The organism is Streptomyces sp. SID486 (genome assembly GCF_009865385.1).
Classification (GTDB): Bacteria; Actinomycetota; Actinomycetes; order Streptomycetales; family Streptomycetaceae; genus Streptomyces.
Genome location: NZ_WWJT01000350.1, coordinates 12,813 through 33,452, shown reverse-complemented (window position 1 = coordinate 33,452; position 20,640 = coordinate 12,813). Strand labels below are relative to the sequence as shown.

Annotated in this window: 17 protein-coding genes; 13 read left to right on the top strand and 4 right to left on the bottom strand. The window is 71.0% G+C overall.

Annotated features, from left to right (window positions below; all coding sequences use genetic code 11):
- Nucleotides 1–11: 11 nt before the first annotated feature.
- From GT045_RS16060 to GT045_RS16020, 9 genes are all read left to right on the top strand, one after another.
- Entirely contained in the window at nucleotides 12–1,943 is a 1,932-nt protein-coding gene (locus GT045_RS16060; RefSeq protein WP_161287458.1) for an acetyl-CoA carboxylase biotin carboxylase subunit, read from the top strand.
- Complete coding sequence (locus GT045_RS16055; protein WP_161334573.1) at nucleotides 1,940–2,896, top strand: hydroxymethylglutaryl-CoA lyase; 957 nt, start codon at nucleotides 1,940–1,942, stop codon at nucleotides 2,894–2,896. The genes GT045_RS16060 and GT045_RS16055 overlap by 4 nt, the downstream gene beginning before the upstream one ends.
- A gap of 5 nt (nucleotides 2,897–2,901) precedes the next feature.
- A complete protein-coding gene (locus tag GT045_RS16050) occupies nucleotides 2,902–4,062 on the top strand; it encodes an acyl-CoA dehydrogenase family protein (protein WP_161334572.1) in 1,161 nt (386 codons plus the stop codon).
- Nucleotides 4,063–4,296: 234 nt separating this feature from the next.
- A complete protein-coding gene (locus GT045_RS16045; protein WP_161287455.1) occupies nucleotides 4,297–5,343 on the top strand; it encodes an ABC transporter substrate-binding protein in 1,047 nt (348 codons plus the stop codon).
- Nucleotides 5,344–5,385: 42 nt separating this feature from the next.
- Nucleotides 5,386–6,243: a siderophore-interacting protein gene (locus GT045_RS16040; protein ID WP_161334571.1), complete on the top strand. Its 858-nt coding sequence runs from the start codon at nucleotides 5,386–5,388 to the stop codon at nucleotides 6,241–6,243.
- Between the two features lie 115 nt (nucleotides 6,244–6,358).
- Nucleotides 6,359–7,801: a lysine decarboxylase DesA gene (gene desA, locus GT045_RS16035; protein WP_161334570.1), complete on the top strand. Its 1,443-nt coding sequence runs from the start codon at nucleotides 6,359–6,361 to the stop codon at nucleotides 7,799–7,801.
- Nucleotides 7,785–9,071 carry a lysine N(6)-hydroxylase/L-ornithine N(5)-oxygenase family protein gene (locus GT045_RS16030; protein ID WP_161297878.1) on the top strand — a complete coding sequence of 429 codons (1,287 nt, stop codon included), beginning with the start codon at nucleotides 7,785–7,787 and terminating at the stop codon, nucleotides 9,069–9,071. The genes desA and GT045_RS16030 overlap by 17 nt, the downstream gene beginning before the upstream one ends.
- Nucleotides 9,068–9,592, top strand: coding sequence for a GNAT family N-acetyltransferase (locus tag GT045_RS16025; protein ID WP_161334569.1), 525 nt, complete (start codon nucleotides 9,068–9,070; stop codon nucleotides 9,590–9,592). The genes GT045_RS16030 and GT045_RS16025 overlap by 4 nt, the downstream gene beginning before the upstream one ends.
- Nucleotides 9,589–11,358, top strand: coding sequence for an IucA/IucC family siderophore biosynthesis protein (locus GT045_RS16020; RefSeq protein ID WP_161334568.1), 1,770 nt, complete (start codon nucleotides 9,589–9,591; stop codon nucleotides 11,356–11,358). Before GT045_RS16025 ends, GT045_RS16020 begins: the two co-directional genes overlap by 4 nt.
- 61 nt (nucleotides 11,359–11,419) lie before the next feature.
- Here the strand turns inward: GT045_RS16020 and GT045_RS16015 are convergent, their stop codons facing one another.
- The gene (locus tag GT045_RS16015) at nucleotides 11,420–13,018 is read right to left on the bottom strand and encodes a beta-N-acetylhexosaminidase (RefSeq protein WP_161334567.1); all 1,599 of its coding nucleotides are present in this window, start codon (nucleotides 13,016–13,018) and stop codon (nucleotides 11,420–11,422) included.
- Between the two features lie 202 nt (nucleotides 13,019–13,220).
- Nucleotides 13,221–14,786, bottom strand: a complete 1,566-nt coding sequence (locus tag GT045_RS16010) for a metallophosphoesterase family protein (RefSeq protein WP_161334566.1) — start codon at nucleotides 14,784–14,786, stop codon at nucleotides 13,221–13,223.
- Between the two features lie 165 nt (nucleotides 14,787–14,951).
- On the opposite strand from GT045_RS16010, the gene GT045_RS16005 reads away from it, so the two are divergent.
- Together GT045_RS16005 and glmS are read left to right on the top strand one after the other, a co-directional pair.
- Nucleotides 14,952–15,209 (top strand): hypothetical protein, encoded by a 258-nt coding sequence (locus tag GT045_RS16005; RefSeq protein WP_161287440.1) that lies wholly within the window; start codon nucleotides 14,952–14,954, stop codon nucleotides 15,207–15,209.
- A 45-nt stretch (nucleotides 15,210–15,254) separates the two neighbouring features.
- Complete coding sequence (gene glmS, locus GT045_RS16000) at nucleotides 15,255–17,072, top strand: glutamine--fructose-6-phosphate transaminase (isomerizing) (RefSeq protein ID WP_161287439.1); 1,818 nt, start codon at nucleotides 15,255–15,257, stop codon at nucleotides 17,070–17,072.
- An 85-nt stretch (nucleotides 17,073–17,157) separates the two neighbouring features.
- Here glmS and GT045_RS15995 read toward each other — a convergent pair whose 3' ends face one another.
- Nucleotides 17,158–17,718 (bottom strand): GPR1/FUN34/YaaH family transporter, encoded by a 561-nt coding sequence (locus GT045_RS15995; protein WP_161287438.1) that lies wholly within the window; start codon nucleotides 17,716–17,718, stop codon nucleotides 17,158–17,160.
- Nucleotides 17,719–17,912: 194 nt separating this feature from the next.
- A complete protein-coding gene (locus tag GT045_RS15990) occupies nucleotides 17,913–18,440 on the bottom strand; it encodes a universal stress protein (RefSeq protein ID WP_161334565.1) in 528 nt (175 codons plus the stop codon).
- Nucleotides 18,441–18,754: 314 nt separating this feature from the next.
- On the opposite strand from GT045_RS15990, the gene GT045_RS15985 reads away from it, so the two are divergent.
- The gene (locus tag GT045_RS15985; protein WP_202515043.1) at nucleotides 18,755–19,024 is read left to right on the top strand and encodes a hypothetical protein; all 270 of its coding nucleotides are present in this window, start codon (nucleotides 18,755–18,757) and stop codon (nucleotides 19,022–19,024) included.
- Nucleotides 19,025–19,402: 378 nt separating this feature from the next.
- Complete coding sequence (locus GT045_RS15980) at nucleotides 19,403–20,623, top strand: helix-turn-helix domain-containing protein (protein ID WP_161334564.1); 1,221 nt, start codon at nucleotides 19,403–19,405, stop codon at nucleotides 20,621–20,623.
- Nucleotides 20,624–20,640 lie beyond the last annotated feature (17 nt).

Genomic DNA, 20,640 nt, shown 5'->3' with positions numbered 1-20,640 from the left:
GGAGGGGAACCGTGTTCGACACAGTGCTGGTGGCCAACCGGGGCGAGATCGCCGTCCGCGTGATCCGTACGCTGCGCTCGCTGGGCGTGCGCTCGGTGGCGGTCTTCTCCGACGCCGACGCCGACGCGCGGCACGTCCGGGAGGCCGACACGGCGGTACGGATCGGCCCGGCGCCGGCCGCGGAGAGCTACCTGTCGGTGGAGCGGCTGCTCGACGCCGCCGCCCGCGCCGGCGCCCAGGCCGTCCACCCGGGGTACGGGTTCCTCGCCGAGAACGCCGGCTTCGCGCGGGCGTGCGAGGAGGCGGGGCTGGTCTTCATCGGACCGCCCGCCGACGCCATCGCGCTCATGGGCGACAAGATCCGGGCCAAGGAGACGGTGCAGGCGGCCGGGGTCCCGGTGGTCCCCGGCTCCAGCGGGAGCGGCCTGTCCGACGCCCAGCTCGCCGCCGCCGCGCGCGAGATCGGCGTGCCGGTGCTGCTGAAGCCGTCGGCCGGCGGTGGCGGCAAGGGCATGCGGCTGGTGCGCGAGCTGTCCGCGCTGGAGGAGGAGGTCGCCGCCGCCCGCCGCGAGGCCGGCGCCTCCTTCGGCGACGACACCCTGCTGGTGGAGCGGTGGGTCGACCGCCCCCGGCACATCGAGATCCAGGTGCTGGCCGACGGCCACGGCAACGTGGTCCACCTCGGCGAGCGCGAGTGCTCGCTGCAGCGGCGCCACCAGAAGGTCGTCGAGGAGGCGCCGAGCGTGCTCCTCGACGAGGCGACCCGGGCCGCGATGGGCGAGGCGGCCGTGCAGGCGGCCCGCTCGTGCGGGTACCGGGGCGCGGGCACGGTGGAGTTCATCGTGCCGGGCGGGGACCCGTCCTCGTACTACTTCATGGAGATGAACACCCGCCTCCAGGTGGAGCATCCGGTCACCGAACTCGTCACCGGGCTGGACCTGGTGGAGTGGCAGCTGCGGGTGGCGGCCGGTGAGCGGCTGGGCTTCGCGCAGGAGGACGTCCGGCTGACCGGGCACGCCGTCGAGGCGCGGATCTGCGCGGAGGACCCCGCACGCGGCTTCCTCCCCTCCGGCGGCACGGTGCTGCTGCTGGACGAGCCGCAGGGCGAGGGGGTGCGCACCGACTCCGGGCTCAGCGAGGGCACCGAGGTCGGCAGCCTGTACGACCCGATGCTGTCCAAGGTGATCGCCTACGGCCCCGACCGGGAGACGGCGCTGCGCAGGCTCCGGGCGGCTCTGGCCCGGACGGTCACGCTGGGCGTGCAGACGAACGCGGGCTTCCTGCGGCGGCTGCTGGCGCATCCGGCGGTCGTGGCGGGCGACCTGGACACCGGGCTGGTGGAGCGGGTGGTGGACGAGCTGGTCTCCACCGACGTCCCCGACGAGGTCTACGAGGCGGCGGCGGCCGTACGGCTGGAGGCGCTCCGGCCCCGGGACGAGGGCTGGACCGACCCCTTCTCGGTGCCGAGCGGCTGGCGGCTCGGCGGCACCCCGAAGCCGCCCGCCTTCCACCTGCGGGTCCACGAACCGGTGACGTACACCCCGCGCGGCAGCGCGGCCGTCACCGACGCCGCGGTCAGCGTCACCCTCGACGGCGTGCGCCACGCCTTCCACCGGGCCGGCGACTGGATCGGCCGGGACGGCGACGCCTGGCAGGTGCGCGACCACGACCCGGTGGCCGCCTCCCTCACCCGGTCCGCGCACGCGGGCGCCGACTCGCTCACCGCGCCCATGCCCGGCACGGTGACCGTCGTGAAGGTCGCCGTCGGCGACGAGGTGGCCGCGGGCCAGAGCCTGCTGGTCGTCGAGGCCATGAAGATGGAGCACGTCATCTCCGCCCCGCACGCCGGGACCGTCGCCGAGCTGGACGTCACCCCCGGGACCACGGTCGCCATGGACCAGGTGCTGGCCGTCATCGCACCGCACGAGGAGGTGGCCCCGTGACCGCGGGAGGACTGCCCATGGTCGTACCGGCCCAGGATCTGCCCGCCCGGGTCCGCATCCACGAGGTCGGCGCACGCGACGGGCTGCAGAACGAGAAGTCGGCCGTGCCCACGCAGATCAAGGCGGAGTTCATCCGCCGGCTGGCCGGCGCGGGCCTGACCACGATCGAGGCGACGAGCTTCGTGCACCCGAAGTGGGTGCCCCAGCTCGCCGACGCCGAGGAGCTGTTCCCCCTCGTCCGGGACCTGGAAGTCGCCCTGCCGGTGCTGGTGCCCAACCAGCGCGGGCTGGACCGGGCGCTGGCCCTCGGCGCCGACCGCGTCGCCGTGTTCGCCAGCGCCACGGAGTCCTTCGCCAAGGCCAACCTCAACCGCACGCTGGACGAGTCGCTCGCGGTGTTCGAACCGGTGGTGCGGCACGCCAAGGACGAGGGCGTGCACGTGCGCGGCTACGTGTCGATGTGCTTCGGCGACCCGTGGGAGGGCGCGGTGCCGCTGCACCAGGTGGCCCGCGTCTGCACGGCGCTGCGGGACATGGGCTGCGACGAGCTGAGCCTCGGCGACACCATCGGGGTGGCCACCCCGGGGCACGTCCTGGAACTGCTCTCCGTGCTCAACGAGGCGGGTGTGCCGACCGACGTGATCGGCGTGCACTTCCACGACACCTACGGCCAGGCGCTCGCCAACACCCTGGCGGCCCTCCAGCACGGCGTGACCACGGTGGACGCCTCCGCGGGCGGCCTCGGCGGCTGCCCGTACGCCAAGTCCGCCACCGGCAACCTCGCCACCGAAGACCTCGTATGGATGCTGCACGGCCTCGGCATCGAGACCGGGGTCGATCTCGGCCGTCTGACCGCCACGAGCGTGTGGATGGCCGCCCATCTGGACCGGCCCAGCCCGTCCCGAACCGTCCGCGCCCTCGGTAAAACGACACAGCCCCACAAGGACCAGTGATCAGCATGGACCACCGTCTCAGCCCCGAGCTGGAGGAACTCCGCCGTACGGTGGAGGCGTTCGCGCACGACGTCGTGGCGCCGAAGATCGGCGACTTCTACGAGCGGCACGAGTTCCCGTACGAGATCGTCCGGGAGATGGGCCGCATGGGCCTGTTCGGGCTGCCGTTCCCGGAGGAGTACGGCGGGATGGGCGGCGACTACCTGGCGCTCGGCATCGCGCTGGAGGAACTGGCCCGGGTGGACTCCTCGGTGGCCATCACGCTGGAGGCGGGCGTCTCGCTGGGCGCGATGCCCCTGCACCTCTTCGGCACGCCGGAGCAGAAGCGCGAGTGGCTCCCCCGGCTGTGCGCCGGCGAGATCCTCGGCGCGTTCGGCCTGACCGAGCCGGACGGCGGCAGCGACGCCGGCGCGACCCGCACCACGGCCCGACTGGACCCGGACACGGACGAGTGGGTGATCAACGGCACGAAGTGCTTCATCACCAACTCGGGCACGGACATCACGGGTCTGGTCACGGTCACCGCGGTCACCGGCCGCAAGCCGGACGGCCGCCCGGAGATCTCGGCGATCATCGTCCCGTCCGGCACGCCGGGCTTCACGGTGGCGGCGCCGTACTCGAAGGTCGGCTGGAACGCCTCCGACACCCGTGAACTCTCGTTCCAGGACGTCCGCGTGCCCGCGGCCAACCTGCTCGGCGAGCAGGGGCGCGGCTACGCGCAGTTCCTGCGCATCCTGGACGAGGGCCGGATCGCGATCGCGGCGCTCGGGACGGGCCTTGCGCAGGGCTGCGTGGACGAGTCGGTGAAGTACGCGAAGGAGCGCCACGCCTTCGGCCGGCCGATCGGCGCCAACCAGGCCATCCAGTTCAAGATCGCCGACATGGAGATGAAGGCCCACACGGCGCGCCTGGCCTGGCGGGACGCCGCCTCCCGGCTGGTGGCCGGCGATCCGTTCAAGAAGGAGGCGGCCCTGGCCAAGCTCTACTCCTCCACGGTCGCCGTCGACAACGCCCGGGAGGCCACGCAGATCCACGGCGGCTACGGCTTCATGAACGAGTACCCGGTGGCCCGTATGTGGCGCGACTCCAAGATCCTGGAGATCGGCGAGGGCACGAGCGAGGTCCAGCGGCTGCTGATCGCCCGGGAGCTGGGGCTCGCCGGCTGACAGGACGACCGACGGCCCGGACGCCCGCGAGGGACCGTCCGGGCCGTCGGCGTGCCCGGGACGCAACACCGGCGCGTTCAGGGGGACAAGGGGATTCGATCACGGTCACCGACCGGCCCGGGGGTGACCGCCCCGGGCGGGACCCGGACTCTGGAACGGTTAATGAGGTTAGGCTAACCTGACCTCTGAACTCGTCCGGCGGGCAGCCCGCCCCGTTCGAAAGCAGTCATACCCATGCCCCAAGCCCGTGCCACCCACCTGACCCGCCGCGGCCTCCTCGCCGCGGGCGGCGCCCTCGGCCTCGGCGCCGCGCTCGCCGCCTGCGGGGACGACAAGGGCAAAGACAGCGGCTCGGGCACGGCGGGCGCGAGCGGCAAGTCCGGCCCCTGGACCTTCGAGGACGACCGCGGCACGGCCGTGAAGCTGGACAAGACCCCCGCGAACATCGTCGCGTTCACCGGCGTGGGCGCCGCGCTGTTCGACTACGGCATCCAGGTCAAGGGCGTCTTCGGCCCGACGAAGACCACCGCCGGCAAGCCCGACGTCCAGGCCGGCGACATGGACATCAGCAAGGTGACGGTCCTCGGCAACACCTGGGGCCAGTTCAACATCGAGAAGTACGCGTCCCTCGCGCCGGACGTGCTGATCTCGACGATGTTCGACGACGCCGGCACCCTCTGGTACGTCCCGGACGAGTCCAAGAAGAAGATCGCCCAGCTGGCCCCGAGCGTCGGCATCTCCGTCTACGACCGCCAGCTCACCCGGCCGCTGCAGCGCATGTGGGACCTCGCCGAGTCGCTGGGCGCCGACATGAAGGCCGCCAAGGTGACCGACGCCAGGAAGCGGTTCGAGGACGCCGCCGCCCGCCTGCGCGCCGCGGCCAAGGCCAAGCCCGACATCAAGGTGATGGCCGGCAGCGCCAGCGACCAGCTGTTCTACGTCTCCGGCACCGACCTCTCCGTCGACCTCGAGTACTTCAAGGCGCTCGGCGTGAACTTCGTGGAGCCGCCGGCGAGCGCCAAGAAGCAGGGCGGCGGCTGGTACGAGTCGCTCAGCTGGGAGAACGTCGACAAGTACCGGGCCGACATCATCATGATGGACGACCGCACCTCGGCCATCCAGCCCGCCGACATCACCAAGGCGACCTGGAAGAAGCTGCCCGCGGTCAGGGCCGGCCAGGTCATCCCCCGCTCCCCCGAGCCGATCCTGTCCTACGACAAGTGCGTGCCGCTGCTCACCAACCTGGCCGAGGCCCTGGAGAAGGCCAAGAAGGTCGGCTGACCCCCTGACGAAGTCCTGAACCCCGTTCCTCAGGAGCCCCAGATGACGACGGCCGTAGCCGCCCCGTTCCGTTTCTTCTCCCTCCAGGTCGTACGGACGAGGCGGCTCGGCCCGTCCCTGCTCCGGGTCACCTTCGCCGGTGCCGATCTGCACGCCTTCCACTCCGACGGCCACGACCAGTCGCTCTCGCTGTTCCTGCCGCACCCGGGCCAGTCCGAGCCGGTCGTCCCGCTGGAGCTGGGCGACGGCTGGTGGCAGGGCTGGCGCGAACTGCCGGACGACGTACGGGCGGTGATGCGCTCCTACACCCTGCGGGCCCTGCGGCGGGACGCCCACGGCCACCCGGCCGAGATCGACATCGACTTCGCCCTGCACGGCGTCGCGCCGGGCGCCTCCCCCGCGCCCGCCGGGCCGGCCTCCCGCTGGGCCGCGCGCGCCGCCGCCGGTGACCGGGTCCTGCTGCTCGGACCGGCCGTCGCCGACAACCGCGCGATCCGCTTCCGTCCGCCCGCGGGCACCGACCTCGTCGTGCTGTGCGGTGACGAGACGGCCGTACCGGCCGCGACCGCCATCCTGGAGTCGCTCCCCGCCGGCACCCGGGTCCGGGCCTGGCTGGAGGTACCGCACGCCGGTGACATCCAGGACGTGCGCACCGAGGCGGACGCGCGGATCACGTGGCTCGTACGGCACGACGGGTCCCCCATGGCCGTCGACGCCGTACGGGCCGCCCGGCTGCCGGACGCCGGACGGCCGTACGTGTGGATCGCCGGCGAGTCCGGTCAGGTCAAGGCGCTGCGGCGGTACTTCGTCGGAGAGTGCGCCGTGGACAGGCGCAGTGTCACCTTCGTCGGCTACTGGCGGCAGGGCATGACGGAGGAACAGCTCCGGGCCGCCGAGTAACCGCAGCCCACCCCCAAGTGACGCCGGTCACTTCACAGGCAGGATTCGATGCCGCGAACTTAGGTTAGGCTAACCTAAGTTACCCCGCACGGACCGTCCCCCGGAGGACCCCCACATGCGTTCGCACCTGCTCAATGGCCTCACCGCGGAGCACTACCGCCGCTCCGTGACCGAAGGAGTAGAGCGGGTGGCGGCCAAACTCGCCACCACCGAACGTCCGTTCACCGGCGTCACCGTGGACACCCTCTCCCCCCGCATCGACGCGATCGACCTGGACCGCCCCCTGGGCGACACCACCGCCGTCCTGGACGAACTGGAGGACGTCTACCTGCGGGACGCGGTCTACTTCCACCACCCCCGCTACCTCGCCCACCTCAACTGCCCGGTCGTCATCCCGGCGGTGCTCGCCGAGGCCGTGCTCTCCGCGGTCAACTCCTCGCTGGACACGTGGGACCAGTCGGCGGGCGGCACCCTCATCGAGCGCAAGCTGATCGACTGGACCACCGCCCGCATCGGCCTCGGCCCGGCCGCGGACGGCGTCTTCACCTCCGGCGGCACCCAGTCCAACCTCCAGGCGCTCCTGCTCGCCCGGGAGGAGGCCAAGAGCGACAGCCTCGGCCGGCTCCGCGTCTTCGCCTCCGAGGTCAGCCACTTCAGCGTGCAGAAGTCCGCGAAACTGCTCGGCCTCGGCCCGGACGCGGTCGTCTCGATCCCCGTCGACCACGACAAGCGCATGCGGACCCTCGCCCTCGCCCGCGAGCTGGAGCGCTGCGCGAAGGACGGCCTGGTCCCCATGGCCGTCGTCGCCACCGCCGGAAGCACCGACTTCGGCTCCATCGACCCGCTGCCGGAGATCGCCGAACTGTGCGCCCGCCACGGCGTCTGGATGCACGTGGACGCGGCCTACGGCTGCGGCCTGCTCGCCTCGGTGAAGTACCGGGACCGCATCGAGGGCATCGAGCGCGCCGACTCCGTCACCGTCGACTACCACAAGTCCTTCTTCCAGCCCGTCAGTTCCTCCGCCGTGCTGGTCCGGGACGCGGCGACCCTGCGGCACGCCACCTACCACGCCGAGTACCTCAACCCGCGCCGCATGGTGCAGGAACGCATTCCCAACCAGGTGGACAAGTCACTCCAGACCACCCGCCGCTTCGACGCCCTCAAACTGTGGCTCACGCTGCGCACGATGGGCGCCGACGGCATCGGACAGCTCTTCGACGAGGTCTGCGACCTCGCCCGGGAGGGCTGGCGGCTGCTGGCCGCCGACCCCCGCTACGACGTCGTCGTCGAGCCCAGCCTGTCCACCCTCGTCTTCCGCTACGTACCGCCGGCCGTCACCGACCCGGCCGAGACCGACCGGGCCAACCTCTACGCCCGCAAGGCCCTGTTCGCCTCCGGCGACGCCGTGGTCGCGGGCACCGAGGTGGCCGGCCGCCAGTACCTGAAGTTCACCCTGCTCAACCCCGAGACCACGACGGCCGACATCGCCGCCGTCCTCGACCTGATCGCCGGCCATGCCGAGCAGTACCTGGGAGTGTCCCTTGACCGCGCGTCCTGAAAGCCCGACCAAGACCTACGACTTCGTGGGTGTCGGGCTCGGCCCCTTCAACCTCGGCCTCGCCTGCCTCACCGAGCCGATCGACCAGCTGGACGGCGTCTTCCTGGAGTCCAAGCCGGACTTCGAGTGGCACGCCGGCATGTTCCTGGACGGCGCCCACCTCCAGACCCCGTTCATGTCGGACCTGGTCACCCTGGCCGACCCGACCTCGCCGTACTCCTTCCTGAACTACCTGAAGGAGAAGGGCAGACTGTACTCGTTCTACATCCGCGAGAACTTCTACCCGCTGCGGGTCGAGTACGACGACTACTGCCGCTGGGCGGCCGGCAAGCTCGGCAGCGTCCGGTTCGGCACCACGGTCACCGAGGTGACGTACGAGGACGAGCTGTACGCCGTCCGCACCGAGGCCGGTGACACCTACCGCGCCCGCCACCTGGTCCTCGGCACCGGCACCACCCCCTACGTCCCGCCGGCCTGCCGGGGTCTGGACGGGGACTTCCTGCACAACTCCCAGTACATGCACCGCAAGGCGGAGCTGCAGAAGAAGAAGTCCGTCACGGTCGTCGGCAGCGGCCAGAGCGCGGCCGAGATCTACCACGAGCTGCTCACCGAGATCGACGTCCACGGCTACCAGCTCAACTGGGTCACCCGCTCCCCGCGGTTCTTCCCGCTGGAGTACACCAAGCTCACCCTGGAGATGACCTCCCCGGACTACATCGACTACTTCCGGGCGCTGCCCGAGGAGACCCGGTACCGGCTGGAGAAGCAGCAGAAGGGCCTGTTCAAGGGCATCAACGCGGACCTGATCGACTCGATCTTCGATCTGCTCTACCAGAAGCACGTGGCAAGCGGCGACCGGCCGGTCGCGACCCGGCTGCTCACCAACTCCACGCTGCGCACGGCGGCCTACCGGGACGGCGCGTACACCCTGGGCTTCCACCAGGACGAGCAGGGCAAGGAGTTCGAGATCGGTACCGAGGGCCTGGTCCTGGCCACCGGCTACCACTACACCCCGCCGGCCTTCCTCGACCCGCTCCGCGACCGCCTGCGCTTCGACGGCCAGGGCCGCTTCGACGTCGCCCGCAACTACGCCATCGACGTCACCGGCCGTGGCGTCTTCCTCCAGAACGCCGGCGTCCACACCCACAGCATCACCAGCCCGGACCTGGGCATGGGGGCGTACCGCAACTCGTACATCATCCGCGAGCTGCTCGGCACCGAGTACTACCCGGTCGAGAAGACCATCGCGTTCCAGGAGTTCGCCGTATGACTTTCACCTTCCGTACCGTCGATCCCCTGAAGGACGGCGAACTGCTGCACTCCTGGGTGACGCACCCCAAGGCGGCCTTCTGGATGATGCAGGACGCGAAACTCGAGGACGTCGAACGCGCCTACATGGAGATCGCGGCGGACGAGCACCACCACGCGCTGCTCGGGCTGCGCGACGGCGAGCCCGCGTTCCTGATGGAGAAGTACGACCCCGCGCACCGGGAGCTGGTCGGGCTGTACGAACCGCGGCCCGGCGACGTCGGCATGCACTTCCTGACCCCGGCCACGGACACCCCCGAGCACGGGTTCACCAAGGCCGTCATCACCGCCGTCATGGCCCACCTCTTCGCGGACCCGGCCGTGGAGCGCGTCGTCGTCGAGCCGGACGTCGGCAACAAGCCCGTGCACGCCCTGAACGAGGCCGTCGGCTTCGTGGCCGAGCGGGAGATCGACAAGCCGGAGAAGCGTGCCCTGCTCAGTTTCTGCACCCGCGAACAGTTCGAGAAGGCGGTGACCGCATGACCCTCGCCGACGCCGTGTCCCACCTGTCCCCCGAGCGCTGGGCGGCCGCCAACCGGCTGCTGCTGCGCAAGGCGCTCGCCGAGTTCGCGCACGAGCGCCTGCTCGTCCCGGAGGCGGACGGCGACGGTTACGTCGTCCGCAGCGACGACAAGCTGACCTCCTACCGGTTCACCGCCGTGCGCCGGGCCCTGGACCACTGGCAGATCGACGCCGGCTCGATCACCAGGCAGCGCGACGGCGGTGACCTCCCGCTGGCCGCCCTGGACTTCTTCATCGAGATGAAGGGGGCCCTGGGGCTCAGCGACGAGATCCTGCCGGTCTACCTGGAGGAGATCTCCTCCACCCTCTCGGGCACCTGCTACAAGCTCACCAAGCCCCGCCTCACCTCCGCGGAACTGGCCGGAAGCGGTTTCCAGGCGATCGAGACCGGGATGACCGAGGGCCACCCGTGCTTCGTCGCGAACAACGGACGGCTCGGCTTCGGCATCCACGAGTACCTGTCGTACGCGCCCGAGACGGCGAGCCCCGTGCGGCTGGTGTGGCTGGCCGCCCACCGCTCGCGGGCCGCGTTCACCGCGGGCGCCGGGATCGAGTACGAGTCCTTCCTGCGCGAGGAGCTGGGCGAGGAGACGGTGCGGCGGTTCCGTGCCGTCCTCACCGGGCAGGGACTCGACCCCGCCGACTACCTGTTCATCCCCGTCCACCCCTGGCAGTGGTGGAACAAGCTCAGCGTCACGTTCGCCGCCGAGGTCGCCCGCGGCCACCTCGTCTGCCTCGGCGAGGGCGACGACGAGTACCTGGCCCAGCAGTCGATCCGGACCTTCTTCAACAGCAGCGCCCCGCACAAGCACTACGTGAAGACCGCCCTGTCGGTCATCAACATGGGCTTCATGCGCGGTCTGTCGGCCGCCTACATGGAGGCGACCCCGGCGATCAACGACTGGCTGGCCCAGCTCGTCGAGAACGACCCGGTGCTGAAGTCGACCGGGCTGACGATCATCCGCGAGCGGGCCGCCGTCGGCTACCGGCACCTGGAGTACGAGCGGGCCACCGACCGCTACTCGCCCTACCGCAAGATGCTGGCCGCGCTGTGGCGGGAGAGCCCGGTGCCCTCGCTGCGGGACGGCGAGTCCCTCGCGACGATGGCCTCCCTGCTGCACCTGGACCACCAGGACGCCTCGTTCGCCGGTGCGCTGATCGCCCGCTCGGGCCTGGCGCCCACCGAGTGGCTGCGCGCCTATCTGCGGGCCTACTACACCCCGTTGCTGCACAGCTTCTACGCCTACGACCTGGTGTTCATGCCGCACGGCGAGAACGTCATCCTGGTGCTGAAGGACGGTGTGGTGCAGCGGGCCGTCTACAAGGACATCGCCGAGGAGATCGCCGTCATGGACCCGGACGCGGCCCTGCCGCCCGCGGTCCGGCGCATCCGCGTCGAGGTCCCGGAGGACAAGAAACTGCTGTCCGTCTTCACGGACGTGTTCGACTGCTTCTTCCGCTTCCTCGCCGCCCACCTCGCCGCCGAGGGCGTCCTGGAGGAGGACGGCTTCTGGCGCACCGTCGCCGAGGTCACCCGCGAGTACCAGGAGGCGCACCCCGAACTGGCCGGCAAGTTCGCCCGGTACGACATGTTCGCCCCCGAGTTCGCGCTGTCCTGCCTCAACCGGCTCCAGCTGCGCGACAACAGGCAGATGGTGGACCTCGCCGACCCCGCGGGCGCGCTCCAGCTGGTCGGGACCCTGGAGAACCCCATCGCCGGGTTCTGACCCACCGCAGACGGACGGGCACCCCGGAGTACGGTCCTCCGGGGTGCCCGTCGGCATCCGGTCAGCTCGGCCAGGGCACCTGCGGCGACCGGTAATAGCGGATGCCGAGGGCGGTCCAGCGCGGGCCCTGCGCGGCCAGCCGCACCTTGTAGCCGTTCCAGCCGTGCGCCGCCGCCGGCGACCAGCCCAGCTCGGCCGCTCCGGCGAGCCGCGGGAACGCCAGGTACTCGATGTCGGCGGAGGACTTCACCGTCTCGGTCCACAGGGGCGCCTCGACCCCCTTCACCGCCGAGGCGGGGACCCCGGCGAGATACGCGCCCGGGTTCCAGTCGTAGGACCGCTTCACCTCCACCAGACCCGCCCAGTCCGTGCCGATCCTGGTGCTCCTCGTGTACTTCATGTCGAGGTAGAACCGGTCGGCCGGGGACAGGATCAGCCCGGTGCCGTTCCGGGCCGCCGCGGCCACCTGGGCCTTCTCCGCGGCGCCGGTGCCGTCCTGGCCCCAGTACTGGGCGAGGGCGCCCCTGGCCGGGCGGGCGCCGGTGAGCTGGTGCCAGCCGATGACCTTCTTGCCGTACCGGGCGACGACCGGCTGCACGCGGTCCATGAAGGTGACGTAGTCGGCGTGGGAGGTGGAGTGCGCCTCGTCGCCGCCGATGTGCAGGTAGCGGCCCGGGGTGAGGGCGGCCAGCTCCCGGACCACGTCGTCCACGAAGTCGTAGGTGACCGCCCTGGACACGCACAGGGAGCTGAAACCGACCTGGGTGCCGGTGTACAGCGGGGGCGCGGTGCCGTCGCAGTTGAGCCCGGCGTAGGAGGCGAGGGCGGCGTTGGTGTGGCCGGGCATGTCGATCTCGGGCACGACCTCCAGATAGCGGGAGGCCGCGTACCGGACGATCTCGCGGTAGTCGGCCTTGGTGTAGTGGCCGCCCCGGCCGCCGCCGACCTGGGTGGAGCCGCCGTAGGAGGCCAGCCGCGGCCAGGAGTCGACGGCGATGCGCCAGCCCTGGTCGTCGCTGAGGTGCAGGTGCAGCTCGTTGATCTTGTACAGGGCCAGCTGGTCGATGTAGCGCTTGACCTGGGCGACCGTGAAGAAGTGCCGGGAGACGTCCAGCATGGCGCCCCGGTAGGCGTAGCGGGGGCGGTCCTGCACGGTGCCTCCGGCGATCGGCCACGGCCCGCGCTGGACGGTTCTCCTCTCGATTGCCGCCGGGAGGAGCTGGCGCAGGGTCTGCACGCCGTGGAAGAGCCCGGCGGGGGTTCTCGCGGTGAGGGTCACGCCACCGGCACCGCTGTGCAGCCGGTATCCCTCGGCACCGAAGTCACCCGCGGCCAGGTGCAGTCGGATGCCTCCGCTGCCGTGGTCGGTGACCGGGAGCGGGTAGCCGGTGGAGGGCCGCAGGAGGCCGGCCAGGTAGGCGCCGACCCCGCGGACCCCGGCGGAGCCGTCGACGTGGATGCCGGTCGCGCGGGTGATGTGGTACGGCGTCCCGCCCGGCGTGACCGAGGCGGGTGCCGGGACCACGCGGCCCAGCGGGACCGGGGCGGCGGCGGGCCGTGCCCCGGGGGCCGCGCCGAGGGTGAGGACGCCGGCCGCCGCGAGCAGCAGGGCCCCGAGGACGCGAGGGGTTCGGGGAGTCGTGCTGTGGTTCCGTCTCACATGCGCTCCCTTCGGACGAAGGCCGGACGCACCATGTGACGGAACGTCACATGGCCGGCCGTCAGCCATGGTAGGGACCACTGTCCCGCAGATCCGGTGGAACGGTCCCCGCACGGCGGAAATCATCCGGAGGGACGGCACCCGGTCCGTCGGGCGGGCGGGCGGCCCCCGGGCGCACGCGAGGCCCGCCCGCCCCGGACGCCTACTTGGCCCTGCGCGACACGGTGAAGTGGTCGATGCGGTCGCCGGTCTCGGCGATGCCCGACACCGTCAGCGCGGTCTGGCGTCCCCTGGGCGCGGGCGTGACGTCCACGCGCAGGAAGGAGTAGTTCAGGTAGCGCACCCGGGACCAGGCCACGGTCTCGTCGACCTTGCCGTCCTTGGTGTTGACGAACGAGGCCACGGAGTCGGTCTCGTGCTCGTGGCCCTCGTAGGAGTCCGGGGCGGAGAAGGCGTACAGGCTGCGGCCCGCCGCACCCGCGGTGACGTAGACCACACCCTCGGTCTCGGGGTAGGCGGTGCCGCCGATCGGCAGCTTCTTGGTGACCTTGTCGCCCTTGATCACGTCGGTGCGCTCGTACTGGTGGTTGTGGCCGTTGATGACCAGGTCCACCGTGTACTTCTCGAACAGCGGGACCCACTCCTGGCGCACGCCCCCCTCCGAGGCGTGTGCGGTGGAGGTGCAGTAGGCGCAGTGGTGGAAGAAGACGACGACGAAGTCGACGTCCTTCGACGCCCGGAACCTCTTCAGCTGGGCTTCCAGCCATTTCGTCTGGGTTCCGCCGGAGATGCCCAGGTTCGCCGGTATCTCGAAGGAGATGTCGTTGGCGTCGAGCGAGATGACCGCCGTGTTGCCGTAGACGAAGGAGTAGACGCCCGGCAGGTTCTTCCGGTCGGGGCCGTTGTCCGGGAGGTTCCAGCGGGCCTCCTCACCGCCGTAGCCGTTGGGCGAGTACCAGGCTTCCATGTCGTGGTTGCCGTACGCCGGCATCCACGGCACCTGCTTGGCGACCGACTCGGTCTGCGCGAGGAACTGGTCCCAGGTGCGCGAGTCGAAGCCGGTGTCGGTGGTCTTGCCCGCGCCGGAGGGGTCACCGTAGGCGATGTCGCCGGCGTGCAGGTGGAAGGCCGGGTTCTGGCCGAGGAGCAGGGCGTTGTTGGCCAGGCCGTGGTAGCCGACGCCCTCGTCGCCGAAGGCGGTGAAGGTGAACGGCGCCTTGTGGTCGGGCGCGGTGGTGAAGGTGCCGAGCGTGCCCAGCAGGTGCCGCTCGGCCGGGTCGAAGCCCTGGTGGCCGACGCCGTAGTAGTAGGTCCTGCCGGGACGCAGGTGGGTGAGCTCGGCGTGCAGGTAGTACTGGGTGTGGTCGCCGCTGGCGCCGACACCGGCCGGGGTGTGGAGGGTGCGGACCTCGGCCTCGATCTTGCGCGAGAGGTCCCACGGGTGGGCGCCGATGCGGATGAACGGCTTCTTGACGGCGACCGGGACCTGCCAGGAGACGGTGATCTCGGTGCGGGGGTCGTTGCCCCAGGCCAGGTGGCGGCCGAAGGGGGCGACGAGGGCGCCGTCGAACCGCTCGGCGGCGGGCGAGGCGTGCCGGGCCGGCTCGGCGGCCCGGGCGGTGCCGCCCGGGACGAACGCGCCGCCGGTGACGGCGCCCAGCGTGACGGCGCCGCCCCTGATCATGGTGCGCCGCGAGAATCTGGCGCGCAGGTACTCATGCTGCTCGGCCATGCTCATGCGCTCGGCCAGCTTCTCGGGAACGCCCATACGAGGAATGTCCATGGCGTCTGAAACTCGTCGGTTCGGGCAACGAGATGCAGGACGCAGGATGGACAGTCCGCGAACAAAGATCAATGAGAGTTTCAACAACCCTCTGCCCGAAATCGGGCATGATTCTTGCGAAACGGCCGCCGGTGCCCCAGGATCTACCGGGTGCACGACGAACTCGTTGATCATCTGACGCGGTCCACGGCCCTGAACCGGGGCGAGGCGCTGCGGGTGGTTCAGGACGTGCTCGCCTACTTCGACGAGACGACCCCAGACTTCGTCCGTCGCCGCCACCGCGAGCTCCAGGCGCAGGGCCTGGTGAACGCGGAGATCTTCGAACGGATCGAGGCGGACCTGAAATACCGGGCGGTGGCGCCGCCGGAGCTGACGCTCAGGCAGCTGCGCCGCATGGTCTACGGCTGAGATCAGCCGGACCGGACCAGCGACAGCCAAGGGATACCTCTATATATGTGCGGAATTGTCGGTTACATCGGGAAGCGTGACGTCGCCCCTCTGCTGCTGGAGGGCCTGCAGCGGCTGGAGTACCGCGGCTACGACTCCGCGGGCATCGTCGTCACCTCCCCGAAGACGCCCGGCCTGAGGATGGTCAAGGCCAAGGGCCGGGTGCGCGACCTGGAGGCCAAGGTCCCGGCGCGCTTCAAGGGCACCACCGGCATCGCCCACACCCGCTGGGCCACCCACGGCGCCCCCTCCGACGAGAACGCGCACCCGCACCTGTCGGCCGACGGCAAGGTCGCCGTCGTCCACAACGGCATCATCGACAACGCCTCCGACCTGCGCCGCAAGCTGGTGGCGGACGGCGTCGAGTTCCTCTCCGAGACCGACACCGAGGTCCTCGTCCACCTCATCGCGCGCTCGGGCGGCGAGAAGCTGGAGGACAAGGTCCGCGAGACCCTGCGGGTCATCGAGGGCACGTACGGCATCGCGGTGATGCACGCCGACTTCCCCGACCGCATCGTGGTGGCCCGCAACGGCTCCCCGGTCGTCCTCGGCATCGGCGAGAAGGAGATGTTCGTCGCGTCCGACATCGCCGCCCTGGTCACCCACACCCGGCAGATAGTGACCCTCGACGACGGCGAGATGGCCACCCTCAAGGCCGACGACTTCCGCACGTACACCACCGAGGGCACCCGCACCACCGCCGAGCCGACCACCGTGGAGTGGGAGGCGGCCTCCTACGACATGGGCGGCCACGACACGTACATGCACAAGGAGATCCACGAGCAGGCCGAGGCCGTGGACCGCGTGCTGCGCGGGCGCATCGACGACCGGTTCTCCACCGTGCACCTGGGCGGTCTCAACCTGGACGCCCGCGCGGCCCGGCAGATCCGCCGCGTGAAGATCCTCGGCTGCGGCACCTCGTACCACGCGGGCATGATCGGCGCCCAGATGATCGAGGAACTGGCGCGCATCCCCGCCGACGCCGAGCCGGCCTCCGAGTTCCGCTACCGCAACGCGGTGGTCGACCCCGACACCCTGTACATCGCGGTCTCCCAGTCCGGTGAGACCTACGACGTCCTCGCGGCCGTGCAGGAGCTGAAGCGCAAGGGCGCCCGGGTCCTCGGCGTGGTCAACGTGGTCGGTTCGGCGATCGCCCGCGAGGCGGACGGCGGCATCTACGTGCACGCGGGCCCGGAGGTCTGCGTGGTCTCCACCAAGTGCTTCACCAACACCACGGTCGCCTTCGCCCTGCTCGCCCTGCACCTGGGCCGCACCCGTGACCTCTCCGTGCGCGACGGCAAGCGGATCATCGAGGGCCTGCGCAAGCTGCCCGAGCAGATCACCGAGATCCTCAAGCGGGAAGAGGACATCAAGGAGCTGGCGGAGAAGTACGCCGACGCCCGCTCGATGCTCTTCATCGGCCGGGTCCGGGGCTACCCGGTGGCCCGCGAGGCGTCCCTGAAACTCAAGGAGGTCTCGTACATCCACGCCGAGGCCTACCCCGCCTCCGAGCTGAAGCACGGCCCGCTGGCCCTCATCGAGCCGGCCCTGCCCACGGTCGCGATCGTCCCCGACGACGACCTGCTGGAGAAGAACCGCGCCGCCCTGGAGGAGATCAAGGCCCGCGAGGGCAAGATCCTGGCCGTGGCCCACCAGGACCAGGAGAAGGCGGACCAGACGATCGTCGTCCCGAAGAACGAGGACGAACTGGACCCGATCCTCATGGGCATCCCGCTCCAACTCCTCGCCTACCACACGGCGAAGGCCCTGGGCCGGGACATCGACAAGCCGCGGAACCTCGCGAAGTCGGTGACGGTCGAGTAGGACGCGTCCGCGCGGACGCGGACGACGGAACGGACCCCCACGTGTGCCACCAGACACGTGGGGGTCCTTCCGGTGCCGCTGAGAGTCAGCCGGTGGCCGTCACCCCCCGGCCGGCGGCACGCCCGGAAAGGACTGTCGGCCAGTGCGCGAGTGCCGCGGTCGCCGCGTACCAGGCCACCGCCCCCGACAGGACGGCCAGCCAGCCCCCGGCCTTGGAGAGCACGGAACTGCCGGCGAAGGCGGCGACGGCCAGCACCACCATCGCCAGGAACAGCAGACCGTGCACGACCTGTCCGAGACCGTCCCCGCCCGCGAGCGTCAGGGTCAGGGCCACGAGGGCGAACAGGAGCAGGAAGAGCCCGGCCGCGTGAGCGGACGAGTGACCGCCGACCGCCCAGGTGAACCACAGCGCGCCGAGGGCCACGAAGCCGGTGCCGGACACGCCGTCGCCGGCACGGAAGGCCAGCAGGCCGACGAGGAACAGGGCAACTCCGCCCACGTAGTGGGCGACTGAGACCGCGTCGGACGCGGCCACACCGTCGATGACACCGGTCGTACCGAGTCCGAACGCCAACAGGGTCACACCCAGGGCGAGTCGGCCGGCCACGATGGTGGTTCCGCTTCCCGCGGAGACTTCGTTGTCCACGGCGGGCTCCCTTCGTACCGTGCAGTTGTGCGGTGACCGGTATATGCCCTTCACAAGGGCACAACCCACCTCTACGCACGAGTAGTTTCGCGCTGCGTGAAGGGAGCGGGCAGGAGGCGGGAGCGGACGCAAGGCGCGAGCGATCAGGAGGCGGGAGCGGGCGGAACGCGGGAGCGATCAGGAGGCGGGAGCGATCAGGGGATGACGATCACGGGGCGCCGGGCCCGCTTGGCGAGCCGCCCCGCGACGGAGCCGAAGATCCGGCCGACGATGCCGTGCGTGGAGCCGACGACGATCGCGTCCGCCTCGTACTCCCGGCCCACCTCTTCGAGTTCGTGGCAGATGTCCCCGCCCCGCTCGACCAGGATCCAGGGCACCTCGGCCAGGTAGTCCGCACAGGCCAGCTCCAGCCCCAGGACCTCGGTGCGGTGGTCCGGCACGTCGACGAAGACGGGCGGCTCGCAGCCGGCCCAGACGGTGGTGGGCAACCGGTTGGCCACGTGCACGATGATCAGGCCGGAGCGGGAGCGGTGAGCCATGCCGATCGCGTAGGCGAGGGCCCGCTCACTGGAGGTGGAGCCGTCGAAACCGACGACGACTCCGTGCCGGAAGGCGGGGTCGCAGGAGGGGCGTGACTCTTCCGCCGCCTGGGGCTCGGCCGCCGTGGGATCGGCGACCGGTCGCTTGCGGTCCGCGGGTTCGAAGAATTCGTGACCGGCCATGGCTGTCTCGGCGTTGTGATCCTTTATGGGAGGGACGACAGTGTGCGGCGGAGCTGTGTCCGGGAAACATCTTCCCAAGGCCATACCCCCAAGGGTACGGCGGCACGCCTCCTGAGCCCAGATACCGCGCACGCTCCGTGAGCGGCCCCCCGACGTCCGCAGGGGTTCACCGGAGCATGCACGAGCCGCGCCCGTAACGCAATGGTTGCTGCCCCGTACAGGCGGTTTGCACGGGGTTCACAGATGTACGGCCGGTGACCGACCGGTCGGACGGACGTTGAACCGGGGTGAGCCACCGCCACAGGGAGTACGAGATGCCCGGACCCCGATCCAGCAGCGAGCCGCGCCCTGCACCGGACACGGCGGGCGACGTGATCCGCTGGGCCGCGTTCAGCTGCGTGCTCGTGCCCGTGGTGCTCCTCTGGTACGGCACCTCGCTGGCCGGCGCGACGGGAACCGCGCTGGGCCTGGCCGCCGTCACGGCCGCGTGCCGGGTGCTGCTGCGCCGCTCGGAGCGGGGGGCCGGGCGTTGCACCGCGCAAAGAGGCGGACGTCACACGCGCGGACAGACACCGGTCGACTGACCTGTTTCCGCGCCTCTGAACGCTGGTTTTCAGCCAACTTCTGGATATCGACCAAGAGGGGCCTCGACCACCCCCCAACCCCCGTTCCACCTGCACGGAAAGGGTCCAGGAGCCGCTGCGCACCCTACGCGGTTTGGCCACTGCGACAAGGCGTACTTCCCTGCACGCCTCCCGAGTGCAACGCTTCGTGATCGAATGCTTCACGCCAAGTTGTCATGTCGACAATGTCCGGCGTGTCGAACTGGTCACCGCGAGATCGCGGGAGCCATTAGATTCGATCTTGACTGTCGTACGGCGGGGGACTCGTGCAGGACCGAGGGGAAACGTGCAGGAGCGACACAACCGAGGAGCCGCGACCACCGAGGGGGGCTTAGCAGTATGAGCCACGACTCCACTGCCACGCCGGATGCCGCGGCCCGGAAACTCTCCGGGCGACGCCGCAAGGAGATCGTCGCGGTGCTGCTGTTCAGCGGCGGCCCCATCTTCGAGAGTTCCATTCCGCTGTCGGTGTTCGGGATCGACCGCCAGGACGCCGGCGTGCCGCGCTACCGCCTGTTGGTGTGTGCCGGCGAGGAAGGCCCGCTGCGGACCACAGGGGGCCTGGAACTCACCGCGCCACATGGACTGGAGGCGATCTCCCGCGCCGGGACGGTCGTCGTACCGGCCTGGCGTTCGATCACGTCACCGCCGCCGGAGGAGGCACTCGACGCGCTGCGCCGGGCACACGAGGAAGGCGCCCGCATCGTCGGGCTGTGCACGGGCGCGTTCGTGCTCGCGGCGGCCGGACTGCTGGACGGCCGCCCGGCGACCACCCACTGGATGTACGCGCCGACGCTGGCCAAGCGCTATCCGTCGGTGCACGTCGATCCGCGAGAGCTGTTCGTCGACGACGGCGACGTGCTCACGTCGGCGGGTACGGCGGCCGGAATCGATCTCTGTCTCCACATCGTGCGGACGGACCACGGCAACGAGGCGGCCGGCGCGCTCGCCCGGCGCCTGGTGGTGCCACCGCGCCGGTCGGGCGGTCAGGAGCGCTATCTCGACCGGTCTTTACCGGAGGAGATCGGCGCCGACCCGCTCGCCGAGGTCGTCGCCTGGGCGCTGGAACATCTCCACGAGCAGTTCGACGTGGAGACACTGGCGGCACGCGCCTACATGAGCCGCCGCACGTTCGACCGTCGGTTCCGTTCGCTGACCGGGAGCGCCCCGCTGCAGTGGCTCATCACCCAGCGGGTGCTCCAGGCGCAGCGACTGCTGGAGACGTCGGACTACTCCGTGGACGAGGTGGCGGGCCGGTGCGGCTTCCGCTCCCCCGTCGCGCTGCGCGGGCACTTCCGCCGCCAGCTCGGCTCGTCCCCCGCCGCCTACCGGGCCGCCTACCGGGCCCGCAGGCCGCAGGGTGACCGGCCGGGTGAGGTGGAGCCGGCGATGCCGGCCCCCGGGCAGCCGGGCGCGCCCGCGGGGCTGACCGGTCCCGGACCGGTGCCCCCGCCGCCCGCCCTGCTGCACGACCACCGGGACGGCGGCGTGCCGATGCAGAGCCGCCGGGCCGCGGCCGGCGCGGTGGGGCTGCTGCCCGGCCCGCGCAGCGGCAGCTGAGCGGACGGCCGGACACG